Genomic DNA, 19,167 nt, shown 5'->3' on the forward strand with positions numbered 1-19,167 from the left:
GAAACATCTGGAATCTATTATTTTTTTCGGTCCATTAGAATGCTGTCGGGGGTGTATCCCGCCTCGTATGCATTGCGCTGTATCTTGGCTTGGCCGCGTTTCTGCAGAAAGTTCTGGGCTTCCTGACGAATAGCATTCATCCGGTCCAGCAGCTCATTATCGTATCCTAGAATCCGATGAATCTCTTGCTTTTGTGCAGCCGACGAAGGATAAATTGCGACTTTTTCTGCAATGGAATCGACAAGTTTCTGCCGCTCCTCTACAAATACTACAAGCTCCTCGTATGTTGCTTCCTGAAGCCTGCTCATCATCTCACGGGTAAGCAGGTCCAGACTACGGATTAGTTCATCCATTAGCAATCTCAGTCTGAGTCGCTGCTAGCTTAGATGCCTGCAGCCAGGTTTCGCGGAGATCCGTAAGGTAACCAAGTGCTTCTTCGGCTTTCGCCGGGTTCTTGTGGATGTTGGCTTCGATTAATAAGTAGTTCGTATATTCGTATAGAGAGTAGAGACCTTTGGATACCTCAATCGAATGATCCAGGGTACTCATTAACTCGCTGATGATCGTCTGAGCTTTACCGAAATTCAGATTCGATTTCTCCAGATCCTGTTTACTCATCCCATCCAAAGCCGTCTTCACGAAACGGATAGCCCCGTCATACAGCATAATTACAAGTTGCGCGGGTGTGGAGGTCTGGACTGATGACTGGCGGTATTTATCATAAGGAGATTTAATCAATGTTGTCACCCTCTAATTTAAAATTACTTAACTGGAAGTTGAGAATAGATTTGAAGACTGGGACTGCAGCTTACTCATGGCTGTTTCCATGGCGGTAAACTGTTTATAGTAACGGGTCTCGGCATTGTCCAGCATTGTTAGCATCGAGCTTATCCGTGTGTTGTATTCCTTTAGCTTCTTCCCCATAACACTTTCTGTTTTAAAGGAAGTGGTAATATCTGTTGAATATCTATCAGTACCGGCTCTTTTGTTCAATAGATCAAGACTTCCATCTATTTTTTTCGCAAGGGTATCAAAAAGTCCGCTGTCAGTTGCGCTACTGGGGCCTTGAAGAATATCTTGAATTCCTTGCGGATTATTAGCTATAGCTTGTTTCAGCTTGGTTTCATCGAGGACTAACTTCCCTTTGTCAAAATATGATCCCGTTGTAATACCATAGGCACTCAACACTCCCAATTTATCCGTTATCATTTCACGCATAGATGATAAAGCTTGCTTAATAATATCATCATTTTTTAACAATCCACTTTTTGCTTTTTCCGTCCAATTGGTGATATCCGTTTCTTTCATGTCAGCTTTTTGCTCATCTGTAAGTGGAGCATAATCCCGATATTTCTCTTCTGAAATTAAGCTATTCAGTGAACCTATAAGAGTGTTGTAATCCTCAATAAAAGCTTTGATGTTTGTAACAGCAACCGTTGGATCTGTCTCAGTAGTAATTTTAGAGTTTTCTCCGTTGGAGCGCACCTGAGCCGTAATAACTACGCCATTTACAGTCACTTTATTATTCTCTGGATAATATGTCTGGGCCGCTGTTGGATCACTAGTATTTGTCACAACTATTTCAGCATTAGTAGCTGCGATAATCTTACTTGAGGTAATCCCTAGTAGACCTAAGAATGGATTACTTGTCTTTGTTTCACCATTTTTATCAGTCAGAATAATATTATTTGTTGTTCCATAATCCTTTGCAACAACAGTGAACTTCCCACTAAGGTCGTCGAACGTAGCCTTGACATTAGCGGTTTTATCTCCATTAATCTTGCTTATTACAGAAGATATTGTATCACTCGCCTTAAAAGTAATTGTTGTCTTGTTAATATAGAGATCAAAGCTCTCGGGAGCACCTGTTCCAAAAAGATCTCCCAAAGTAGTAGATAAACGTGCCATACTACTCGGCGAGCCTGCCGTTTGAAGCACTCCTGTAGTAAAAGAAGATTTGGTTGCTAGTTCTTTGACCTCAACAGTCATAGGAGTTCCATTTGAGTCCGCAGTTGCATCTACCTTCACAGCACTGGTATTCCCCGTAACAGTTGCCTTCTGAGAATTCAAGGCAGAAGATACTCCGTATTTATCCGTCAACTTATTAGTCCTAAAATCAACCAATTTGCTGTTCACTTCGCGATAACTGTCTCTTGTCCAATTCAACAGAATCTTTTGTTGGTTTAATTTATCAAGTGGAGCTCGCTTAGCAGTCATCATGTTCTTAACCATACTGTCAATATCCATTCCGGAAAATCCGTTAACCCGTGTTACCAAAACAAGCACCTCCTGATACTAGATTTTCTCGTCAACAAGTATTCCTGCGATTTCCATCATCTTGGCTACAAGATCCAGCGTCTTTTCGCGGGGTACTTCTCGTATCAATTCACCGGTATCCTTATTAAGAACCTTCACCATAATATCATGTGTCTTCTCATGGATGCTAATCTCCAGTGTAGTCTGGGGTCCCTGCAGAGATTTCACTGCCCGTTCAATGGTACGAATCAGTTGTTCTTCCCCTACAGATATATTCATACTCTGCTTCTCTTTCAGGTTAATATCATCGATATTACGGATCACTGGATCTTGATTTAGAGGTGATACCAGTCCGTTACTTGATGCTGTTGTTGCCTCAACCCTGCTTGATCCACTTGCTCCAGAACTTGCTGTAAGTGAAAATTTTACATTCATTAGCCCCGACCTCCACCATACACTTTAATACTATATATATCGGTTAGTCTCAGGGATAATTTAGGACTTTGTTTAAGTCAAGTAAAAAAGAAAAGCCCCGGAATTTCTCCGGGGCTTTGCGTAAAACGAGATGAAATTAACGAAGTAATTGTAGAACGCCTTGCGGCTGTTGGTTAGCTTGTGCCAACATAGCTTGTGCAGCTTGTGCAAGGATGTTGTTTTTAGTTTGTTCCATCATTTCTTTAGCCATATCAACGTCACGGATACGGGATTCAGCTGCAGTCAAGTTTTCGGAAGAAGTCCCCAAGTTATTGATAGTATGCTCTAAACGGTTTTGGAAGGCCCCTAGTTTAGAACGCTCACCGGAAACAGTTTCGATAGCTTTATTAATAGTTTCAACAGCATCGCCAGCACCTTCTTGATCCAATACATTCAGAGCAGAACCGATGGCCTTGTTGTTTGTACCATTAGTAACTTCCAATCCCTCTTTTACAGTGTCAGATGTAAGACCAAGAGCCTTTGCTCCCATGTCCTTAACATCAATTTCCATAGTTTGGTTTTTGTTTGCTCCAATCTGCAGAACTGCAGTAAACTCGTTACCAGTTTGGCCAGGTGTTGCAATAGATACATTTGCTACGCTAGGAGATCCAGTACCTGCCACTTGTGTAAGAGTTAGCTTTCCACCTGCAGATGCTGCTGTATACACACCTTTAGCAGCGACAGCTGTTGCTAACTCATCAAGGTTTTTGAAATCACCTGTTCCATCAGCCTTGAATGTAAAGTCTTCAATACCGACTTTAATTTTCTGACCATCCTTCAGTTTAGAAGTGTCCAAGTCAAATTCAAATTTACCTAATACTTCTGTAACAGCTGCTTTAGCTGCCACACCAGCAGTAGTTACTGCTGCTGATGTTTTAACAGTCGCATTAGTACTGTCAATTGTCGTAGCAGTTGCAGATCCAACCTTTTGCTCAAATGTAATTACATCTGCAGCATCGGAAATCGTATATTTTGCCGCTAAATCTGTATCTGCAGAAATATTTGCAATTGTAGTAGTAATATCTGTATCAAACGTGAACTCTTTACCATCAATTGTTACCTTTTGTCCAGCACTCAAACCAGTCAAATCAACAGTTGACTCACCCTTAACCTCAGTAACTGCAGCTTCCGCTTTAACACCAGCTGTTACAGTCTTGATACTTACATCGTCTTTACCACCATTCAACAATTTCTTAGTGTTAAATTCAGTAGTATTGGAGACACGGTTAATTTCAGTAGTAAGCTGATTGATTTCTTTTTGAATTTCTTTCAAATCGCTATCAGCATTTGTTCCATTACCAGCTTGTACTGCCAGTTCGCGCATACGTTGCAGAATGCTGTGAGTTTCGTTCAGCGCGCCTTCAGCTGTTTGAATCAAGGAAATACCGTCTTGAGCATTACGGGAAGCTTGATCCAAACCGCGGATTTGGCCGCGCATTTTTTCGGAGATTGCCAGACCAGCAGCGTCATCACCTGCACGGTTGATGCGAAGACCGGAAGACAATTTCTCGATATTTTTGTTAGTGTTAGCAGTGTTAGCAGACAGTTGGCGGTGAGTGTTCAGCGCCGCGATATTATGGTTAATAATCATTTGATATTTCCTCCCTGAAATTAAGTTAGTTCCACATCCATGTGGTAAACGCTGAGCCATTAAGGTCGGCCGCCCTGCTGGCTCAGCGCCTAATACATATATCGACTTCAAGTCCTCAACTGTTTAGAGTATTTCAAAAGTTTTTTAGAAATTCAGGAATTATTTATTAATAAAAAAGGAGATACCCTGGCAGCTATGTAAATAGCCGCTGGGATACCTCCTCTGAATCTTAATTTGATTTTATTCATTGCTCTGCGGCCCACGAAGCCGATGAATCAGTGCATTTAAATCAGACTGCTGTGGAGCCACAGACTCCTTATTGGATTGCTGTATGGAGAGATAAACTTCTTTACGGAAAATATCGACATGTTTGGGGGCAGAGATGCCAACCTTTACAGTATCACCATCCACACTTAAGATCGTCAGTTCAATCTGGTCCTGAATAACGATGGTCTCTCCTTTTTTGCGGGACAGTACGAGCATATCATCCACCATCCTTTCCATCTATTGCTGTTTGCTCTTGCAGCAGGCTATGTTTCGTGTGATAGGGTGTCCGGTGGAGAACAATTTGTTTACCGGTCAATCCGATTGGATTTAGTACAATGGGTGCTAAGAGATTTATAGTAGAAGCTTCTACATCTTCCTTCAGGGTAATAATACAGCGAACGAGCACTTCTGATTCAATTGCAAGCTCCTCTGCTTCATCATCCGGAAGTTCAAATTCATAAGATGGATAGAATACGAACGGATCACCTAGTAGAAAGGACAGACCTTGCTCTTGTACAGACTGCAATACCCAAAACGGGGCGTCAGGCATAGCAATTAATGCGAAATCAACTTCTTCATCAAAGCCAGGAATACCCTTTGAAAAACGATAAATCTGATCTTCATTTACTTCAAGTTTGCCCATTGTATATGTTTCTATAATCAAGTTATTCACTCCTTAAAAGTTCTGCATAGCAAAACTGACTACCTCAATAAATCCACATGGAAATTTGCATAGATAACAGAAAAGCTATAGAAGCGCTCTCTGGCACATCCATAGCTTATTACATTACATTTGAACATTCAATTCCGGTGGAATGAATTGAATAGAAGCATACTGCTGCATATAGATATTTAACTTCCCGCGAGTATACTCCGTCTCTGGCCGGTGCCTTTCCACCTGAATATCCACCTGTGATGGCTGAAACCTGACTTCAGGAGCTCTCGTCTCAAAATGAATATCCACATTGTCATAGGATGCCGTACCACATGGCTCCGGAAAAGAATTAGGCTCAGTATCCATTCCGTAAACTTCTGCAATTGTATTTCCCGGCTTAAAAAACTCAGCCATTCTTGTCCCTTGCTCCATCCGGCGGGCAATCGCTTGAAGATATAACTGTTGAATCCCTGAGTAAATTCTCCGGTTCATATCTAACACGCTGCCTCCATTATAAGCAGCACGTGCTCTTGTCTGATCAATCGTCAGCTCCGGACGTGAAGACTGAACACTCAGTTCTCCAGGTGTTGTCTTGATACTAACATCTGCTCTAGGTTGTGTTATAGAAAATGCGCCTAAATCAGCATCAATCCCTAGAATTGCAGGCGACTGTCGAATTTGCAGAACAGATTGCAGCAACTTGAACCACCTCCATTATCTAATGAAGTCCACTAGAGTCGTAGAGATAATCTTGGCTCCTACAGAAAGAGATGCATTATAGATATTCTCTTGAATTTTCGACTGCATAATCAACGCTTCATAATCTGCGTCTTCCGTCTTTGCCTGTAAATCTGTAAGATTAATATTCAGATCACTCAGACGATCCTGCATTAATTCTACACGGTTAGTCTTAGCGCCTATCTCGGAACGGGCTGACAGTAGGGTTTCTACGCGAGTATCAATGTTATCAAGTTGTCCGGAAACCGCTTCAATGTTGCCAGATTTCAATCCTTCAGAAATACTGTTAATAATAGAAAACAAATTATCTGCTTCTCCAGTATGACCAAATACATCATTACCAGTCATATTAATAGGCATTTGCACACCTTCACCAACAACATATTGAATTTGGCCGAAATCCGTGATAACAGGCTGCGTAGTATCGTATGTGCCATCAGTCCCCTTGGCATAATCATAAGGCTTGGTATTATATTGCTCACCATTAAATATATACTTCCCATTCAGTTTGCTATTGGATATGTCCACTAGTTGCTCTTTAAGCTGCATTACTTCCGCATTTATACTATCCAAAGCCGACTGTGGATTACTTCCTGTTGATGCTTTAACGGTAAGCTCACGCAAACGTTGGACAACATCCCCCGCCTGTCCCAATACCGTGTCATTGTAATCAAGCCACGACAGTGCACTGTCTACATTCTTCGTATACTGTTCATTCGAGGACAACTCGGCACGATACCGCAGTGAATATGTGATACCTACCGGATCATCGGAGGGCTTGTTGATTTTGCGGCCGCTCGCCAGTTGTAGCTGCGTATCATTCATAGTGCGAGCATTACGGTTCAGGTTAAGCAACAGCTGTGAATTCATCATATTGGAGGTCACCCTCAACATATGCCGTTCCTCCTTTATCTGCCGACTGTGCCGGTAGAATTAATCAATTTATCAAGCATCTCATCATAGGTTGTCATGAACCGGGCAGCAGCGCTATAGGCATGCTGGAATACCAGCATATTAGCCATTTCCTCATCTAGAGAAACACCACTTACTGATTGACGGCGAGAGTTCACTTGGTCCACCAGATAATCGGCGTTACTTGTCTGGCGTGTGGCTTCTTGGGATTGAATTCCTAATTGCCCAACCATTGAGCTAAGGTAGGATCCTACAGTACCTGATTTGAGGCCATCTGCTGTAGTGAAAGTATTGTTATCCTTCATATTGCTGAACAAAAGCGCTAATGTGTTATTCCCTTTAACGACGGATACATTTCCGGCACTGTCCGTAGTAGTGCGAAGAGAAGTAGCAAACAGCGTAGGATCAGCAGCGATTTCGGGATTAAGCTTAAGATTGGCTGCCGTGATCGCCTCACCGGCCACAGAAGCTGTAAAGAATGGCCGGCCTGAGCTTCCATTCATGGCATACCCCAGTTGATGTAGTCCATTCAAGCCTTTGACTGTAGTTTTCAAATCACCCGTCAATGGAATAGGCACCGCGCTCCCGGCTGGAAGAGAGGTTTTGGTTCCGTCCGCATTAATGATTTCTGAATCTTTAAGTACTGTGGTACCTGCAGGTAAAGTTGAGCCTGTTGGAATGGTAACCTGCACCTCGCCATTAGCGATCGTGTTGGCCATAGCATCCAGTTGTTTCCTGTAATCAGCCACATAGGTTCTACTGGAAAAGATCATTCCATAAGCTTCGCCAGCCTTCAGGTCACCAGAAGCATAGGCAGTATTGAGAAAGGCACTGTCTACAGCCGCAGTAACCGTTGCTCCTTGAACCAGTTGCTGTGTGCCCAGTGATATGTTATATCCGGCATCGGTCTCCAGGATTGTAATATTGGCAATCTTGGATAGCTTGTCGGTCATCAGATCACGCTGATCCCGCAGATCGTTCGCCTGATCCCCCATGCCTTCTATTTTAGAAATAGATTGGTTCAAGTCAGCGATAGAGCTCAGGTAGCTCTGTATTTCTTTCCCTTTGACATCAACGTTGGTGCTGAGATCCCGATCCAGATTGCTTAACTGTGTACTCATATAGTTCATGGCATCAGTTAGTGACTGTGCAGTCTGTACTACAATCTTGCGAGCTGTTGGATCTTCCGGGTTCTTGCTGAGATCTGACCAGGATTTCCAGAAGTTATCAAGCACGGTACGAATACCGGTATCCGAAGGCTCATTAACGATGGCTTCCAGCTTATCCAGTGTATCTGATTGGATGCTCCAGTTGCCGCTGGCGGAACTCTCTCCACGGTACTGATCATCCAGAAACATCTCACGGATCCGCTCGATGGAAGTGAACTCCACACCGGTACCCATTTGTCCCGGCAGCGTTGAGTTATTGAGACCATAGGCCTCGATAGGTATAGCCGCCTTCATGTTCACACGCTGACGGGTATAACCCTCTGTGTTGGCGTTGGCAATGTTGTGGCCGGTTGTATTGAGCGCAGCAGTCTGGGTAAACAGGCTTCGTCTTGCTGTTTCAATCGAGTGAAATGTGGATGTCATGCTACTTGTTCCTCCCTTGTGATTGCTGCGGTGAAAGAGGCCATGAGGATAAACGGGTTATCCTCGGGCATCAAAAAGGCCCGGCCGAGTCACACTGCTGCCCTTGTCGGACGGATGATGGTATGTCATTTCCTGATTTGGTCTTCCGACAAGCAAATCCAGGGAATAATCTATAAAGGTAAGCGACTGCTCAATCAGCTTCTGATTCAGCTCATTGGCTAGTTTCAATTGCTGCAATGTGCCGGAAAGCTTCTGCTGGATATGCAGCAGGCGCGATTTGTCCTCAGGATCAAATACAAGGCGGGACAGCTCGGTAAGATTCAGATTCAGATTGGAACGGATTCCAACCCCCTGCAGAAAAACGAATGCGGCTTCTGCACGCTTCTCTTCCAGCTGTCCGATCACCTTCATAAGCTTGGACTCACGGTTCAGGATGTCGATGAGACCCTCCACCTTGTTGTCCATGATGGTCTGTTTCTTGACAGCGGCCAAATCCAGCATTTGCACATGCGCTTCGTCCAGCCGCTCTAGCAATTCTAATAATGTCGTAAGTGCCATGGGTGTGTTCACCTAATTCTCGGAGGATTGCTTAAAGTAGGGGGCGAGTGTCTCTGCGAGCTTAGCTGCGTCAACCTGGTAGGTACCTGCGGATACTTGCTGTTTCAGGCTTTCGATCTTGTTCGCACGTTCAGCGTCAATCTTGCCGCTTTTCTGTGCCTGGAGCAGCTTAATGGCTTCATCCGAAATCGATACCTCATCCTTGCGTGTGCTCTTCTTCATTTGTTCCTGCCTTTGCGATTCCGCACTCCGTTGATACGGATTCATCGCGTTAATTCGTCCGGTCTCGTTAATTTTCATAACTTCCACCTTCCTTCTGATATAAAAAAGCCGATAATCTTTACTAAGTTTATCGGCCTTTGTTGAAACATTCTTTATAGCTGCAAACGTTTTTTTGCAGATTTTATTAGTTGCGGAACTTGTCCACGGCGCGGTAAGCGGCATCTGAAGCCTTTTTGGTACTGCTTTTGTCTACAGTTTCCTTGGCAGCATTTGCCAGATCCTTGGTCAAACGGCTGCGGCAGCTATCGCACATATGCCCGTCCCGGATCAAGGTCCCGCAGACTTCGCAAGGGTACATCATGTTAGGTGCGTTCGCTATGGAAATCCGGCCCTCACGAATAAAACGGGTGATTTCCTTAATGGAGATCTCCGTGGCATCGGACAGTTCCTGAATATTAGTGCCTCTATTTTTGCGCAGGTAGTCTACACAGATTTCATATTCATGCTCTAAATCTTTGATACAAGGCTGGCACAGGTTCATTAAATTCTTAACATATAGCCGGCCGCATCTTGGACAATTATCTACATTCATTTCTACCGCGGCTCCCTTCCTTACATTCTGCACAGCTTATAAATATCTTATGCTAATAAGATTACATGATAGCTGAAGTTCCGTCTATGATTAGTATCGGTTGTGGAGCAGGTTTAATTTAATTTTCGAACGGCCGAAACCGCTAAGAACGTGCCCATGTCAGACTGTATATCTCCGCCGCATAGCCCAAATCACCAATGAGCCGGTGAAGTGCTTCAGCGCAGGCCCTCATCGTGCTCCCTGTGGTGTAAATATCATCGATGATTATAATCTGGAGAGGGCGATTCTGCAGCCGGACTGCGATTGACTCCAGGTGTCCGCCCAGCCTTTGCAGAAGCTTCTGCTCTGTATTCCCGGCAAAAACCTGCTTCATATCGGCCAGACGTTCACTTCTGCTTTTGAAGCTTTGTTTGCCGGTATGCCGGGTACGAATCAGCAGCGGAAGCTGAGGAATTCCCCTCCGTAGAGATAATATATCTGCCAGTTGCTCCGCCTGATTAAACCCTCTTTCAGCCAGGCGGGCTGAGCTTACAGGTACAGGGACCAGCAAATCGGCTTGCCATAGGGCCGGGTGAAACCTACTCTTTGACGCTGAAAAAAGTTTGCCAGAAGATGTACCCACTTGCGGAGCATTTCGCCCTCCCTCACTCTGCTCTTGTTGAAGTATGGTATATGCCTTGTCCAGCATCAGGCCCAGTATAGGGGCCAAGCGTTCATTCCCCCTGTATTTGTACTTACCCAGCAGCTCTCGCATCTCACTTGTATAGGCCACCGCGCTGCGGTTGCAGCGGATCGGTACAGGCTCGCGGCTGCGGCTGCAATCCGGACAACCGACATGGCGACCGCAGGTCAGGCACCGGGGACAGCGGATCCACGGGATCCCTGTATGACAGCTTACGCAAATTCCGGGCAGTCCGGATGAAGGACGGCCTCTTTTACCACAGAACAGACATTGAGGCAGGGAAGGAGTGATTAATAGTCGGGCTTTTTTTATCCAGGACATTATGGAATTCATCTATAACCTCCTCCTTCAGGCGATGTGCGCATTATTATGAATAAAAGAGTGTATGTAGCGTCTTATCTCACAGGTATCCCTGCCTATGGGCAATCGCGTTCATGCTGCGAATCTGTGAAATGGCTCTGCGCTGCGACTTGCTCCACTCTGCGGAAGCGAATACGACGTGGCCGTCCGGATCATCTTTGGAGCGTCCTGCCCGGCCTGCCATCTGCACCAAAGCTGCCTCGTCAAACAGACTGCTGTCCGCATCCAGAATAAACACATCACTGCGCGGAACCGTAACTCCCCGCTCCAGAATTGTCGTCGTCACCAGAAGCGATATCGCACAGTTACGGAATTCCAGCACCTTCTCTGCTCTATCCGGATCTTTGGAGGAGGTTCCTTCCATAGCTATTCCGGGGAAAAGCCGCCGGAGAAGCTTCAGCAGTCCTGCGATATGGGCAATCCTTGAGACAAAGAGAAAAATCTGTGCTTTGCGGGCAAGAGATCTTTGTAAGGCGCGGATCAGACTTCTAGGGAGTCTCCCCTGCTTCAGACAACGATAGAGCGGCGGCATATGTAAATGCACTGGGACCGGCAAGGGATGACCGTGAAAGCGGACGGGCACCCTCGCATGCGGCAGTTTTCCTGAACGGGCGAGGCGCTGTAATTCTGCCGGTGGTGTGGCTGAGAGGAATATGAATGATCCGGAGGGCTTGCAGACCTGCTCAGCGGCGTAGGCCAGCATGGGATCATTGTGGTAAGGAAAAGCATCGAGCTCATCAATTATGACGAGGTCAAAGGCTTGATGGAACCTCATTAGCTGATGGGTTGTTGCCAGCGTTATGTTGCTCGCGCTCCAGCGGTCCTCGCTGCCTCCATACAGCACGGCGGGTATGTCCGCCGGGAAGGCCTTGACGAGACGCGGCGCCAGCTCCAGCACGACGTCGCGCCGCGGCGACGCGATTAGCGCCCGGCCTCCGGCTGCGAGCGCCGCCTCCAGGAGCGGGAACGTAATCTCCGTCTTTCCCGCTCCCGTCACTGCCCAGAGCAGGAAACGCTCTGGGCCTCTTGGGGCGGAGCGCTCCCGCGGCTCCGCCAGGAACCCCAGCGCAGCGGCGGCCGCAGCCGCCTGCGCTGCGCTAAGCCCCCACCGGCGTGCCGCTACGGCGGGGGAGACGCCTGCCGTGCAGCGCACGGCAGGCAGCGGCGCGCTGCGCAGCAGCAGCGCGCAAGCCCGGCTGCGCCCGAGTGCGAGGCAGGCCTCGCAATAGGCGCAGCCGGCAAGGCCGCACGCGGCGCAGGCCGTGCGGCCCGTGGGTACGCTGCCGCAGCGCAGGCAGCGTGGTGCCCCGCGGCGGGCGGCAGCGCCGCGCCGGGTAACTGCCTCGCTCACCCGTCTCAACACATGCACACTCTGCTTCACCTGACTCACCCACCCCAACACTCCCCCACCTTGCTCCCGGCTACCTATTCGCTCCGTCTCTTTCCCTCTCTGCTTCGCCTGACTCACCCACCCCAACACTCCCCCGCCATGCTTCGGGTTATTATAAGCAACTGCCGCCTCAATCCTTATCCGCCCCTGCAGATGCGCCAGCTGCGCTGCAGCAGGCCAATTTCCTGCCAGCTCAGGCAGCCGCTCTGCCACCAGCGCATCCACTTCGCCCTGCAGCAGGGAACGGCCGGCAAGCACTGCTGCCAACTGATTAGCTGCCGCTGCCAATGCAGCGGAGCCGCCCCATCCCAACAAGTTTTCCTTAGGAAATACCGGCTGACCACCGTAGTTCCCGGAAATCGCAACCTCCTTCACACCTCCTTCCGTTCGGTCTAGCATGGATTCTCCACTGATATTTCCCGCAGTCAGCCACTCCTCCTCCCGGAGACCTCCCTCCTCCTGTTCTAGCCTGATTTCAGCCTTCAAGCATTTAGCAACATATCTTTTCCAGTCCTCCTTGCTCCAGAGACGCATGGCAGGGGAAGCTCTGAAGCCCTCGCTCAGCTTCACCCCCCAGCCCAATGGGAGCGATGGCGATAACAGCACAAGCCTGTCCACTTGTCTGCCGCCCCAGCCTTCACCTCCATTTCCCTCAGCATTCCACCACAACCTGTCCACAGCCATATTTAGCGATATCCTGATCTCCCAAGCGGCATTGCGCTCTACCGCATATACTGCTACTCTCATCAATTCCTTCCCTCTCTCCTTCAAAGTGGCACATCACCGAGACCATAGATTACGATCCCCCCCGAATCCACACTAAATTAATTGAACTTTTTATTTTTCTACTCCGCGATAGCCGTGACTACAGCAAATGTTTAGACTCCGGCCACTGTCAGGTTTGGATTTAGCTGTACTTGAACAGCAGACAGCCTAACTGCAGTTACTGCAACTATTTATTGCTGTAACAGCCTATCTATCCACTGAAGTGTATTTCGTACAACTATAATCCGGGAAAACCGCAGTTTGGCCTCATGTCCGCAATAATAAATGTACGAAGTGCAGCTATCTCCAGATATCCTGTCTAAATCTGAATAATAGCTGCACGAAATACAACTAAAGCAGCTGGCCTTAAGTTTGGTGTCCGGCTGAACCACTAAGCAATCCGTGTTTGCTCATCAAACACAAAAAAGCACACTCCCCCATTACTGGAGAGTGTGCTTCACCCGTTGCCGACATATTTAATTATCATTCGCCATGCTTCGATCCGTATCCCCTGCTTCCCGGCAGCCGCATCATCTTCAGCGGAAAAGGCTGCTCCTGCGTCCGCAGATCCAGTACGTTTTCCTTCAGGTGTTCCGCTTCGCCAAGAGTCTTGTAGTGCGGCATTATCGGGGCGAACCTGATAGACGAGCCGCTGCAGTCTAACCGTGAGGCAACCGCCAGCGTTCCATCCAGGGAACCATCATCCATCAAAGTGACATACAGCGGTCTGCCCATCCAAAAAGCATAAACTGCGAGCATTCGGATATACCATTCCACAACAGCTTCATGATTGCGGGTGATCAGAATATAATGAAGCCGCTTTCCAGGCCGCATTGCCTCCCGGCTCTCTTCTCTGCGATGCAGAATATGAACAAGGGCTGCTGCGGATGCATAGATAGACACAATCGAGATTAACTGGGCGATCATGGAGATGCACCTCCCTCTTATACCGACACTATATGCCGGCGATAAAGGGACGGTGACAGCCCAGCCTCCCGGGACAGATGACCCGGTTATTCTGACTCTTTATATATCGCAAAGCACAGAATTTCCGCCTTCCTGCAGGAAGACAGATTAAAGCTTCCGGTTTCGGGTACATATTTAAATCAGCATTTTGCAAAATTCGAATATCATGCGGACTGAAACAATACTTTGACTGCAGCTGGACCGCTGCAATCAAGTTATGTACCGTTTTATAAGGATCATTAGGATTCTCCAAAACGCTCAGTTAAAAGTTTACGTGTGAATTATAATGTTACCCAGCCATATTTGATCGAATTGATGACAGCCTGCGTGCGGTCGTCGACTTCCATCTTTTGCAGAATGCTGCTGACATGGTTTTTGACTGTTTTTTCGCTGATAAAAAGGTATTCTCCAATCATCTTGTTGCTCTTGCCTTCAGCCATAAGACGCAGCACTTCTGCTTCGCGGCGGGTCAGCGGATTGTTGTCGCCTGCGACAAATTTCACGCCTGCTTCCTTAACCGGAGTCTCGGCCATGGCACCTGTCTCGTTAAGATAAGTCATGCGGCGCAGCTGATTGATCAGCTTGCCGGTTACCTTGGGATGAATGAAGGCATGGCCTTCACATACAGAGCGGATCGCATTAATAAGCGACTCTGCCTCCATATCCTTCAGCAAATATCCATTCGCACCCTTGCGCAGGGTTTCGAAGACGTAACTTTCGTCATCATGGATCGAGAGTATAATCACTTTAACATCCGGGAACATTTCCCGCAGCTTCTGTGTAGCCTCCACACCGTTCTCAATAGGCATATTAATATCCATCAGCACGATATCCGGCTTGTTGATATTGCAGAATTCAAGCACCTGGATGCCGTCACCGCACTCACCTATGACTTCAATGTCGTCCTCCATATTCAAAATACGTTTAAGCCCTTCACGAAACAACTGATGATCATCCGCCAAAAGAACCTTTATGGGCGATTTTCCAGAATTCTGGTTTTCCATCACATTACTCCTTTCCTTTGTCCACATTCGTCGGAATGTGAATTATGATTGTTGTGCCCTGGTTCTCTGCTGACTGTATTTCCACTCTACCTTCCAGCAATTCCACACGTTCACGCATTCCCACCAGCCCAAAGCTTTCACGGTTGGCTTGCTCACTGATCTTTTTCACATTGAAGCCTAAACCATTGTCTTTCACTACGATCTTAATTAACTGTGCCTGATACGTAATTTCCACCAGAACATAACTTGGATAGGCATGCTTCGCCGCGTTGGACAAAGCTTCCTGAACAAGACGGTAGACTGCAGCCTCCATCGCTGAGGACAGACGGTGCTCTTTCCCCCTTGTTTCAAAAGAAGTGCGGATCTTCGTCTTCTCCTCATAATCATGCACGTATTTCCGGAGTGTCGGAATCAGTCCTAGATCATCGAGGGCCATCGGACGGAGATTAAAAATCACTTTACGCATTTCTTCCAGGCTGTACCTTACCTGTCCCTTTAAGTCTATTACTTCGGCTTGTACCAGCCCAAATTCCTGCTTTACCAGCATTCTTTCTACAATTTCCGTCCTTAGGACTAGATTTGCCAGCATTTGAGCAGGACCATCATGAATTTCCCGGGCAATTCTCTTCCGTTCCTCTTCTTGGGCCTGGATAATTTTGAGTCCAACCATTTGCGTGTTTTTCGCAGATTCGACAATTCTTGTCACTTGACCTAGTTCTCCAGACAGATATTCCAGGACAACGCTCATTTGCGAACCAATCGATTCGGCCCGCTCCACAGAATTTTCGACACTCCGAGCCCGCATTTGCAGCTCATCCCGTCTGCTCCGCAGGTAGGCTTCCCTCTCCCTCGTCATCATCAGCTCTAACTGAAGCTCCGTCGCTTTCTCGTAAGCAACCCGGATATCCTTCTCCGTGTAGCGGACAAAGTCCCGGCTGACCTCAGTCAGCCGGATCCGGGAGCGGTGATACTGCAGCTCCAGCTTGTCTACCTTTTGCAATGTTTCATCCGTTTCTTCCATAACCCGCTGCAGTTCTTTGGTGAGTGCAGCAAGCTCATCACGTGCAACCTGCAATATTTCAAAAATCTGATACTTGCTGCTCTCCATCACGTCGATGGTATTCTTAATGACGCGATCAATCGCATCGGCTTGAAATTCCACGGATGCTTGCCCCATTTCTATCGGATCGTATTAAAGGCTTTCCTTTATACTAACATATCACGATTCGATAGTTACGGTCTTCGTTATCTGTTCCCATTTTACAGTGAGTCCTAGCTGTTCTGTCACGAGTCTAAGCGGTACTAAAGTCCTGCCATTCAGGATTAAAGGTGCTACATCAGCACTCTGGCGTTTCCCGTTAAGCAGGAATTCCTTCTTGTTTACCGTCAGATCCAGCGCTTTCGCTCCGCGAAGCACCATGATCTTCTTGGTATTCTGATCCCATATGGCATTCCCGCCAAAGGCATCAAGCACATATTTAATCGGCACATACGTGCTGCCATCCTTTACAATCGGCGCTACATCGATCGCCTGCTTTGTGCCGTTTACAAGCATCGACTTGGCTCCGATACTCATGGACGCCGTTCCCTTAGGCAATCCGGCTTCACTGGACAGCGAAGGCATAACGAAGGAAATATTATCAAAGTCTACCGTACCTGTCTTAGCCCGCTCGTCCTGGCCTTCCTCTACATTTACCACGTAAAGTCTCTTTAGGGAAGCTGGGAATTTAATCCCTGAACCGGAAAGATCAATATTGAGGTTCTTCCAGCCATTCCAGTCGATCACTTTGGCCAGATCAATATACGCTGTTGCCCCGCTGGCATCCGTTACCTCTGCACGCAGCCAGTTAAGACTCATATCCCCCATCACGTCTACGGACATAGACGTTGCCGTTGCCGGAATACTCTTGCCTGTTGTCCCGTTGAACTGGGCATAAGCATACATTTTACCGGTGCCAGCCGTCATGTCATAGCTAAGCGACAATACCTTCGAGCCAGCCCGTTCCGCACTGCCCGGGACAACTACCGCCGTACCCGTTACCCCTGCCGCGTTGGTTGTGAAGGCAAATGGATACGTGGCATTTTCGAAATTCTCCCAAGCCGTTGACGCCGCTGCAGAGAACACAACAGCTGTGCTGAAGCCGTCATAACGGGCAATGGCATATCCGGTTGTTACCCCCGGATCCACGGATTCGACAGTAAGCTTACCGTCACCTACATTCCCTTTAAAGCCGATAAACTCCCATTTCAGCGATGCAGCCGGAACGGCAATCGTTGCCCCGCTCTTCGACACCGCATTAACTGGAACAGATACGGAGGCTCCAGCTATAAGCGGCGCAGTAGTTGTGCTTGAAGTCAGACTTGTCAGGTCATCTCCGCCCAGAACGGTTACCTTGGTCTCTGCACTGGCCGAACCGCTGGTAGCCTTCAGGTTAACGGTTCCCGCCTTGACTGCGGTTGCTTCCCCTGCATTCACCGTAACACTACCGCCGCTAGAGCTCCAGGCAGGATTAGCTGCAGCTACATCAATTGGATTGTAGTAAGTATCATAGCCTTTTAGAGAATACGTAGCTTTTTGACCGATTAACAATACAGAACTGCCGCTGATCTTAATTCCTTTCACTTCACCTTGTGGAGCAGAAGTATATACACCAACGCCGTTAACGATGCTGCGCTGCTCTGTGCCGTACTCTGTATTAAAGGTAAGGGTAGTGGAGGTTTCCGCAAGCGGACGGTCTACCATCGTTGTAGAGCCACCTCCGTCCAGGTTGATCCCTTTCCAGACACCGATATTGGTCATGAACGATTGCAGCTCCGTCAGAGACAGTCCTGCACTATTGTTATTTTTCTCAGCTGCAATGACATATACATATCGTCCATCCTCTGAATAACCCAGAGCTGTGCGGGCACGATATCCGCCGATGCTGCTGGTGGAGCGGGAGAAGGGCGCTGCTTTCCCGTTATTAACGAGAATGGTATGCCCCCCGATCATCATCTGCAGTGTGGATGGGTCAAGCTCCTGCTGAGTAGTTTTGGAACGAAGCGTGTAGACACTGCTTAGCTTCTGGCCTACCACCAGATGAGCTTTTACAAATTGGGCTGCAAGCCCGTGAGTGCGCAGAATGTACGCCCCTTTAGGCACGGTTATCGGCAAGGCGGCATCAGGGGAAATCTGGGTAACGATATCATTCTCCACCAGTACCTCTGTAGGCGTCGTAGAGCTATTCTTAGGCCGCTCCAGTGCTGTCCAGGCATCAGTGTAGATATAGGCGGCATTGGCATGACTGTAGGTGGAGCTGCCGCCCTCAGGGTTATAGGCCCCTTTATTGATACCGGATAACGGAAACTGTGAACCATCCTCAGCAGTCAGCATGCCTTCGAATGTATATTCATCGATAACCGGCTTACGGTCTTTGGTCACAGCAAAAGCATACATTCCATCAAGCTGGGAAGGTGTAGATACTACAACCCCGCCTGATACTTGACCGCCGATCGGTGCACCTTCCCCGCCGGTATTGAAGTAATCCCCATTAACTGCAGCCACTGCTCCAGTTTCTGCCGCCATTCCTCCGGTACTTTGCCGCGTAGTCAGATTACCGCCTTTGCCCGTCATTACATCTACAGACACATAAGGGTTATTCAGATCGACCCGGACCACGTCAGCCAGACCTGTTACACTTTTGCCGGACCGCACGGTCGTAAATTTATATTTCATCATCATCGCGCCTGAAGTAATGACTTCTTCGCTCAGCTTTGTCACTGAGAAGGAGGCTGTAGCAGCTTGCGCTACTGAAGCGGAATTTGAGCTTAACCATCCGATGCCTTCATTTCCGATAACCGGCATGATCCATATTACACCTGCTATTGATGCCGCGATCCACTTTTTAGCAGGAGACCATTGACTTTTGTTTACTTGCTCTTTACTCTTTTTCCCCATGAAAAGCTCATTCATTTCAGCGTTACTCTCCCATCTATTTTGTACTCTTCAATCTCACTATCAATATCTGGATATCAGTTCCTATTTTAGGCTACATCTTTAATAGACTGATTTCCGGCTGAAAAGTTGCGATTTAAAGAGATTACCAGAAGGGATTTCAGACTATACCGAGTCATACCAGACCTCAAGCAGCCGCGCAAAAAAGC

General features: G+C 47.5%; 19 protein-coding genes. All 19 read right to left on the reverse strand.

Translation table 11 applies throughout. The features are described 5' to 3' along the window. Nucleotides 1–17: 17 nt before the first annotated feature. The 19 genes from P40081_RS33455 to P40081_RS33545 all read right to left on the reverse strand — a co-directional run bounded on the left by P40081_RS33455 (nucleotide 18) and on the right by P40081_RS33545 (nucleotide 18,961). Complete coding sequence (locus P40081_RS33455; protein WP_042140222.1) at nucleotides 18–353, reverse strand: flagellar protein FliT; 336 nt, start codon at nucleotides 351–353, stop codon at nucleotides 18–20. Continuing rightward, on the reverse strand, nucleotides 346–738 hold the full coding sequence (gene fliS / locus P40081_RS33460) for a flagellar export chaperone FliS (RefSeq protein WP_042140223.1): 393 nt from the start codon (nucleotides 736–738) through the stop codon (nucleotides 346–348). Before fliS ends, P40081_RS33455 begins: the two co-directional genes overlap by 8 nt. Before the next feature lie 27 nt (nucleotides 739–765). Further along, entirely contained in the window at nucleotides 766–2,277 is a 1,512-nt protein-coding gene (gene fliD, locus P40081_RS33465; RefSeq protein WP_231575241.1) for a flagellar filament capping protein FliD, read from the reverse strand. 18 nt (nucleotides 2,278–2,295) lie between these two features. Continuing rightward, entirely contained in the window at nucleotides 2,296–2,691 is a 396-nt protein-coding gene (locus P40081_RS39630; protein ID WP_042140224.1) for a flagellar protein FlaG, read from the reverse strand. A 136-nt stretch (nucleotides 2,692–2,827) separates the two neighbouring features. Beyond that, on the reverse strand, nucleotides 2,828–4,321 hold the full coding sequence (locus P40081_RS33475) for a flagellin N-terminal helical domain-containing protein (protein WP_042140225.1): 1,494 nt from the start codon (nucleotides 4,319–4,321) through the stop codon (nucleotides 2,828–2,830). A gap of 240 nt (nucleotides 4,322–4,561) precedes the next feature. Then, nucleotides 4,562–4,804, reverse strand: a complete 243-nt coding sequence (gene csrA, locus P40081_RS33480) for a carbon storage regulator CsrA (RefSeq protein WP_042140226.1) — start codon at nucleotides 4,802–4,804, stop codon at nucleotides 4,562–4,564. Nucleotide 4,805: 1 nt separating this feature from the next. Beyond that, nucleotides 4,806–5,252: a flagellar assembly protein FliW gene (locus tag P40081_RS33485; RefSeq protein WP_052422135.1), complete on the reverse strand. Its 447-nt coding sequence runs from the start codon at nucleotides 5,250–5,252 to the stop codon at nucleotides 4,806–4,808. 123 nt (nucleotides 5,253–5,375) lie between these two features. Then, nucleotides 5,376–5,942, reverse strand: a complete 567-nt coding sequence (locus tag P40081_RS33490; protein WP_042140227.1) for a DUF6470 family protein — start codon at nucleotides 5,940–5,942, stop codon at nucleotides 5,376–5,378. Between the two features lie 15 nt (nucleotides 5,943–5,957). Further along, nucleotides 5,958–6,875 carry a flagellar hook-associated protein FlgL gene (flgL, locus tag P40081_RS33495; RefSeq protein ID WP_042140228.1) on the reverse strand — a complete coding sequence of 306 codons (918 nt, stop codon included), beginning with the start codon at nucleotides 6,873–6,875 and terminating at the stop codon, nucleotides 5,958–5,960. 14 nt (nucleotides 6,876–6,889) lie between these two features. Then, nucleotides 6,890–8,485: a flagellar hook-associated protein FlgK gene (gene flgK, locus P40081_RS33500; RefSeq protein ID WP_042140229.1), complete on the reverse strand. Its 1,596-nt coding sequence runs from the start codon at nucleotides 8,483–8,485 to the stop codon at nucleotides 6,890–6,892. A gap of 57 nt (nucleotides 8,486–8,542) precedes the next feature. Then, nucleotides 8,543–9,043, reverse strand: a complete 501-nt coding sequence (locus P40081_RS33505; protein ID WP_039302665.1) for a flagellar protein FlgN — start codon at nucleotides 9,041–9,043, stop codon at nucleotides 8,543–8,545. A gap of 12 nt (nucleotides 9,044–9,055) precedes the next feature. After that, a complete protein-coding gene (gene flgM, locus P40081_RS33510) occupies nucleotides 9,056–9,343 on the reverse strand; it encodes a flagellar biosynthesis anti-sigma factor FlgM (RefSeq protein WP_039302663.1) in 288 nt (95 codons plus the stop codon). A gap of 106 nt (nucleotides 9,344–9,449) precedes the next feature. Next, a complete protein-coding gene (locus P40081_RS33515) occupies nucleotides 9,450–9,857 on the reverse strand; it encodes a TIGR03826 family flagellar region protein (RefSeq protein WP_039302660.1) in 408 nt (135 codons plus the stop codon). Between the two features lie 142 nt (nucleotides 9,858–9,999). After that, a complete protein-coding gene (locus P40081_RS33520) occupies nucleotides 10,000–10,566 on the reverse strand; it encodes a ComF family protein (protein ID WP_052422136.1) in 567 nt (188 codons plus the stop codon). Between the two features lie 373 nt (nucleotides 10,567–10,939). Next, a complete protein-coding gene (locus P40081_RS33525) occupies nucleotides 10,940–13,036 on the reverse strand; it encodes a helicase-related protein (RefSeq protein WP_042140230.1) in 2,097 nt (698 codons plus the stop codon). 501 nt (nucleotides 13,037–13,537) lie between these two features. After that, on the reverse strand, nucleotides 13,538–13,981 hold the full coding sequence (locus P40081_RS33530) for a hypothetical protein (protein ID WP_052422137.1): 444 nt from the start codon (nucleotides 13,979–13,981) through the stop codon (nucleotides 13,538–13,540). A gap of 320 nt (nucleotides 13,982–14,301) precedes the next feature. Continuing rightward, complete coding sequence (locus P40081_RS33535) at nucleotides 14,302–15,024, reverse strand: response regulator (RefSeq protein ID WP_039303779.1); 723 nt, start codon at nucleotides 15,022–15,024, stop codon at nucleotides 14,302–14,304. A gap of 4 nt (nucleotides 15,025–15,028) precedes the next feature. Continuing rightward, nucleotides 15,029–16,186, reverse strand: a complete 1,158-nt coding sequence (locus tag P40081_RS33540) for a sensor histidine kinase (protein ID WP_042141753.1) — start codon at nucleotides 16,184–16,186, stop codon at nucleotides 15,029–15,031. Between the two features lie 57 nt (nucleotides 16,187–16,243). Then, nucleotides 16,244–18,961, reverse strand: coding sequence for a stalk domain-containing protein (locus P40081_RS33545; protein WP_042141754.1), 2,718 nt, complete (start codon nucleotides 18,959–18,961; stop codon nucleotides 16,244–16,246). Nucleotides 18,962–19,167: the final 206 nt, after the last annotated feature.

The sequence above is a fragment of the Paenibacillus sp. FSL P4-0081 genome (assembly GCF_000758565.1).
Taxonomy (GTDB): Bacteria; Bacillota; Bacilli; order Paenibacillales; family Paenibacillaceae; genus Paenibacillus_AQ; species Paenibacillus_AQ phytohabitans.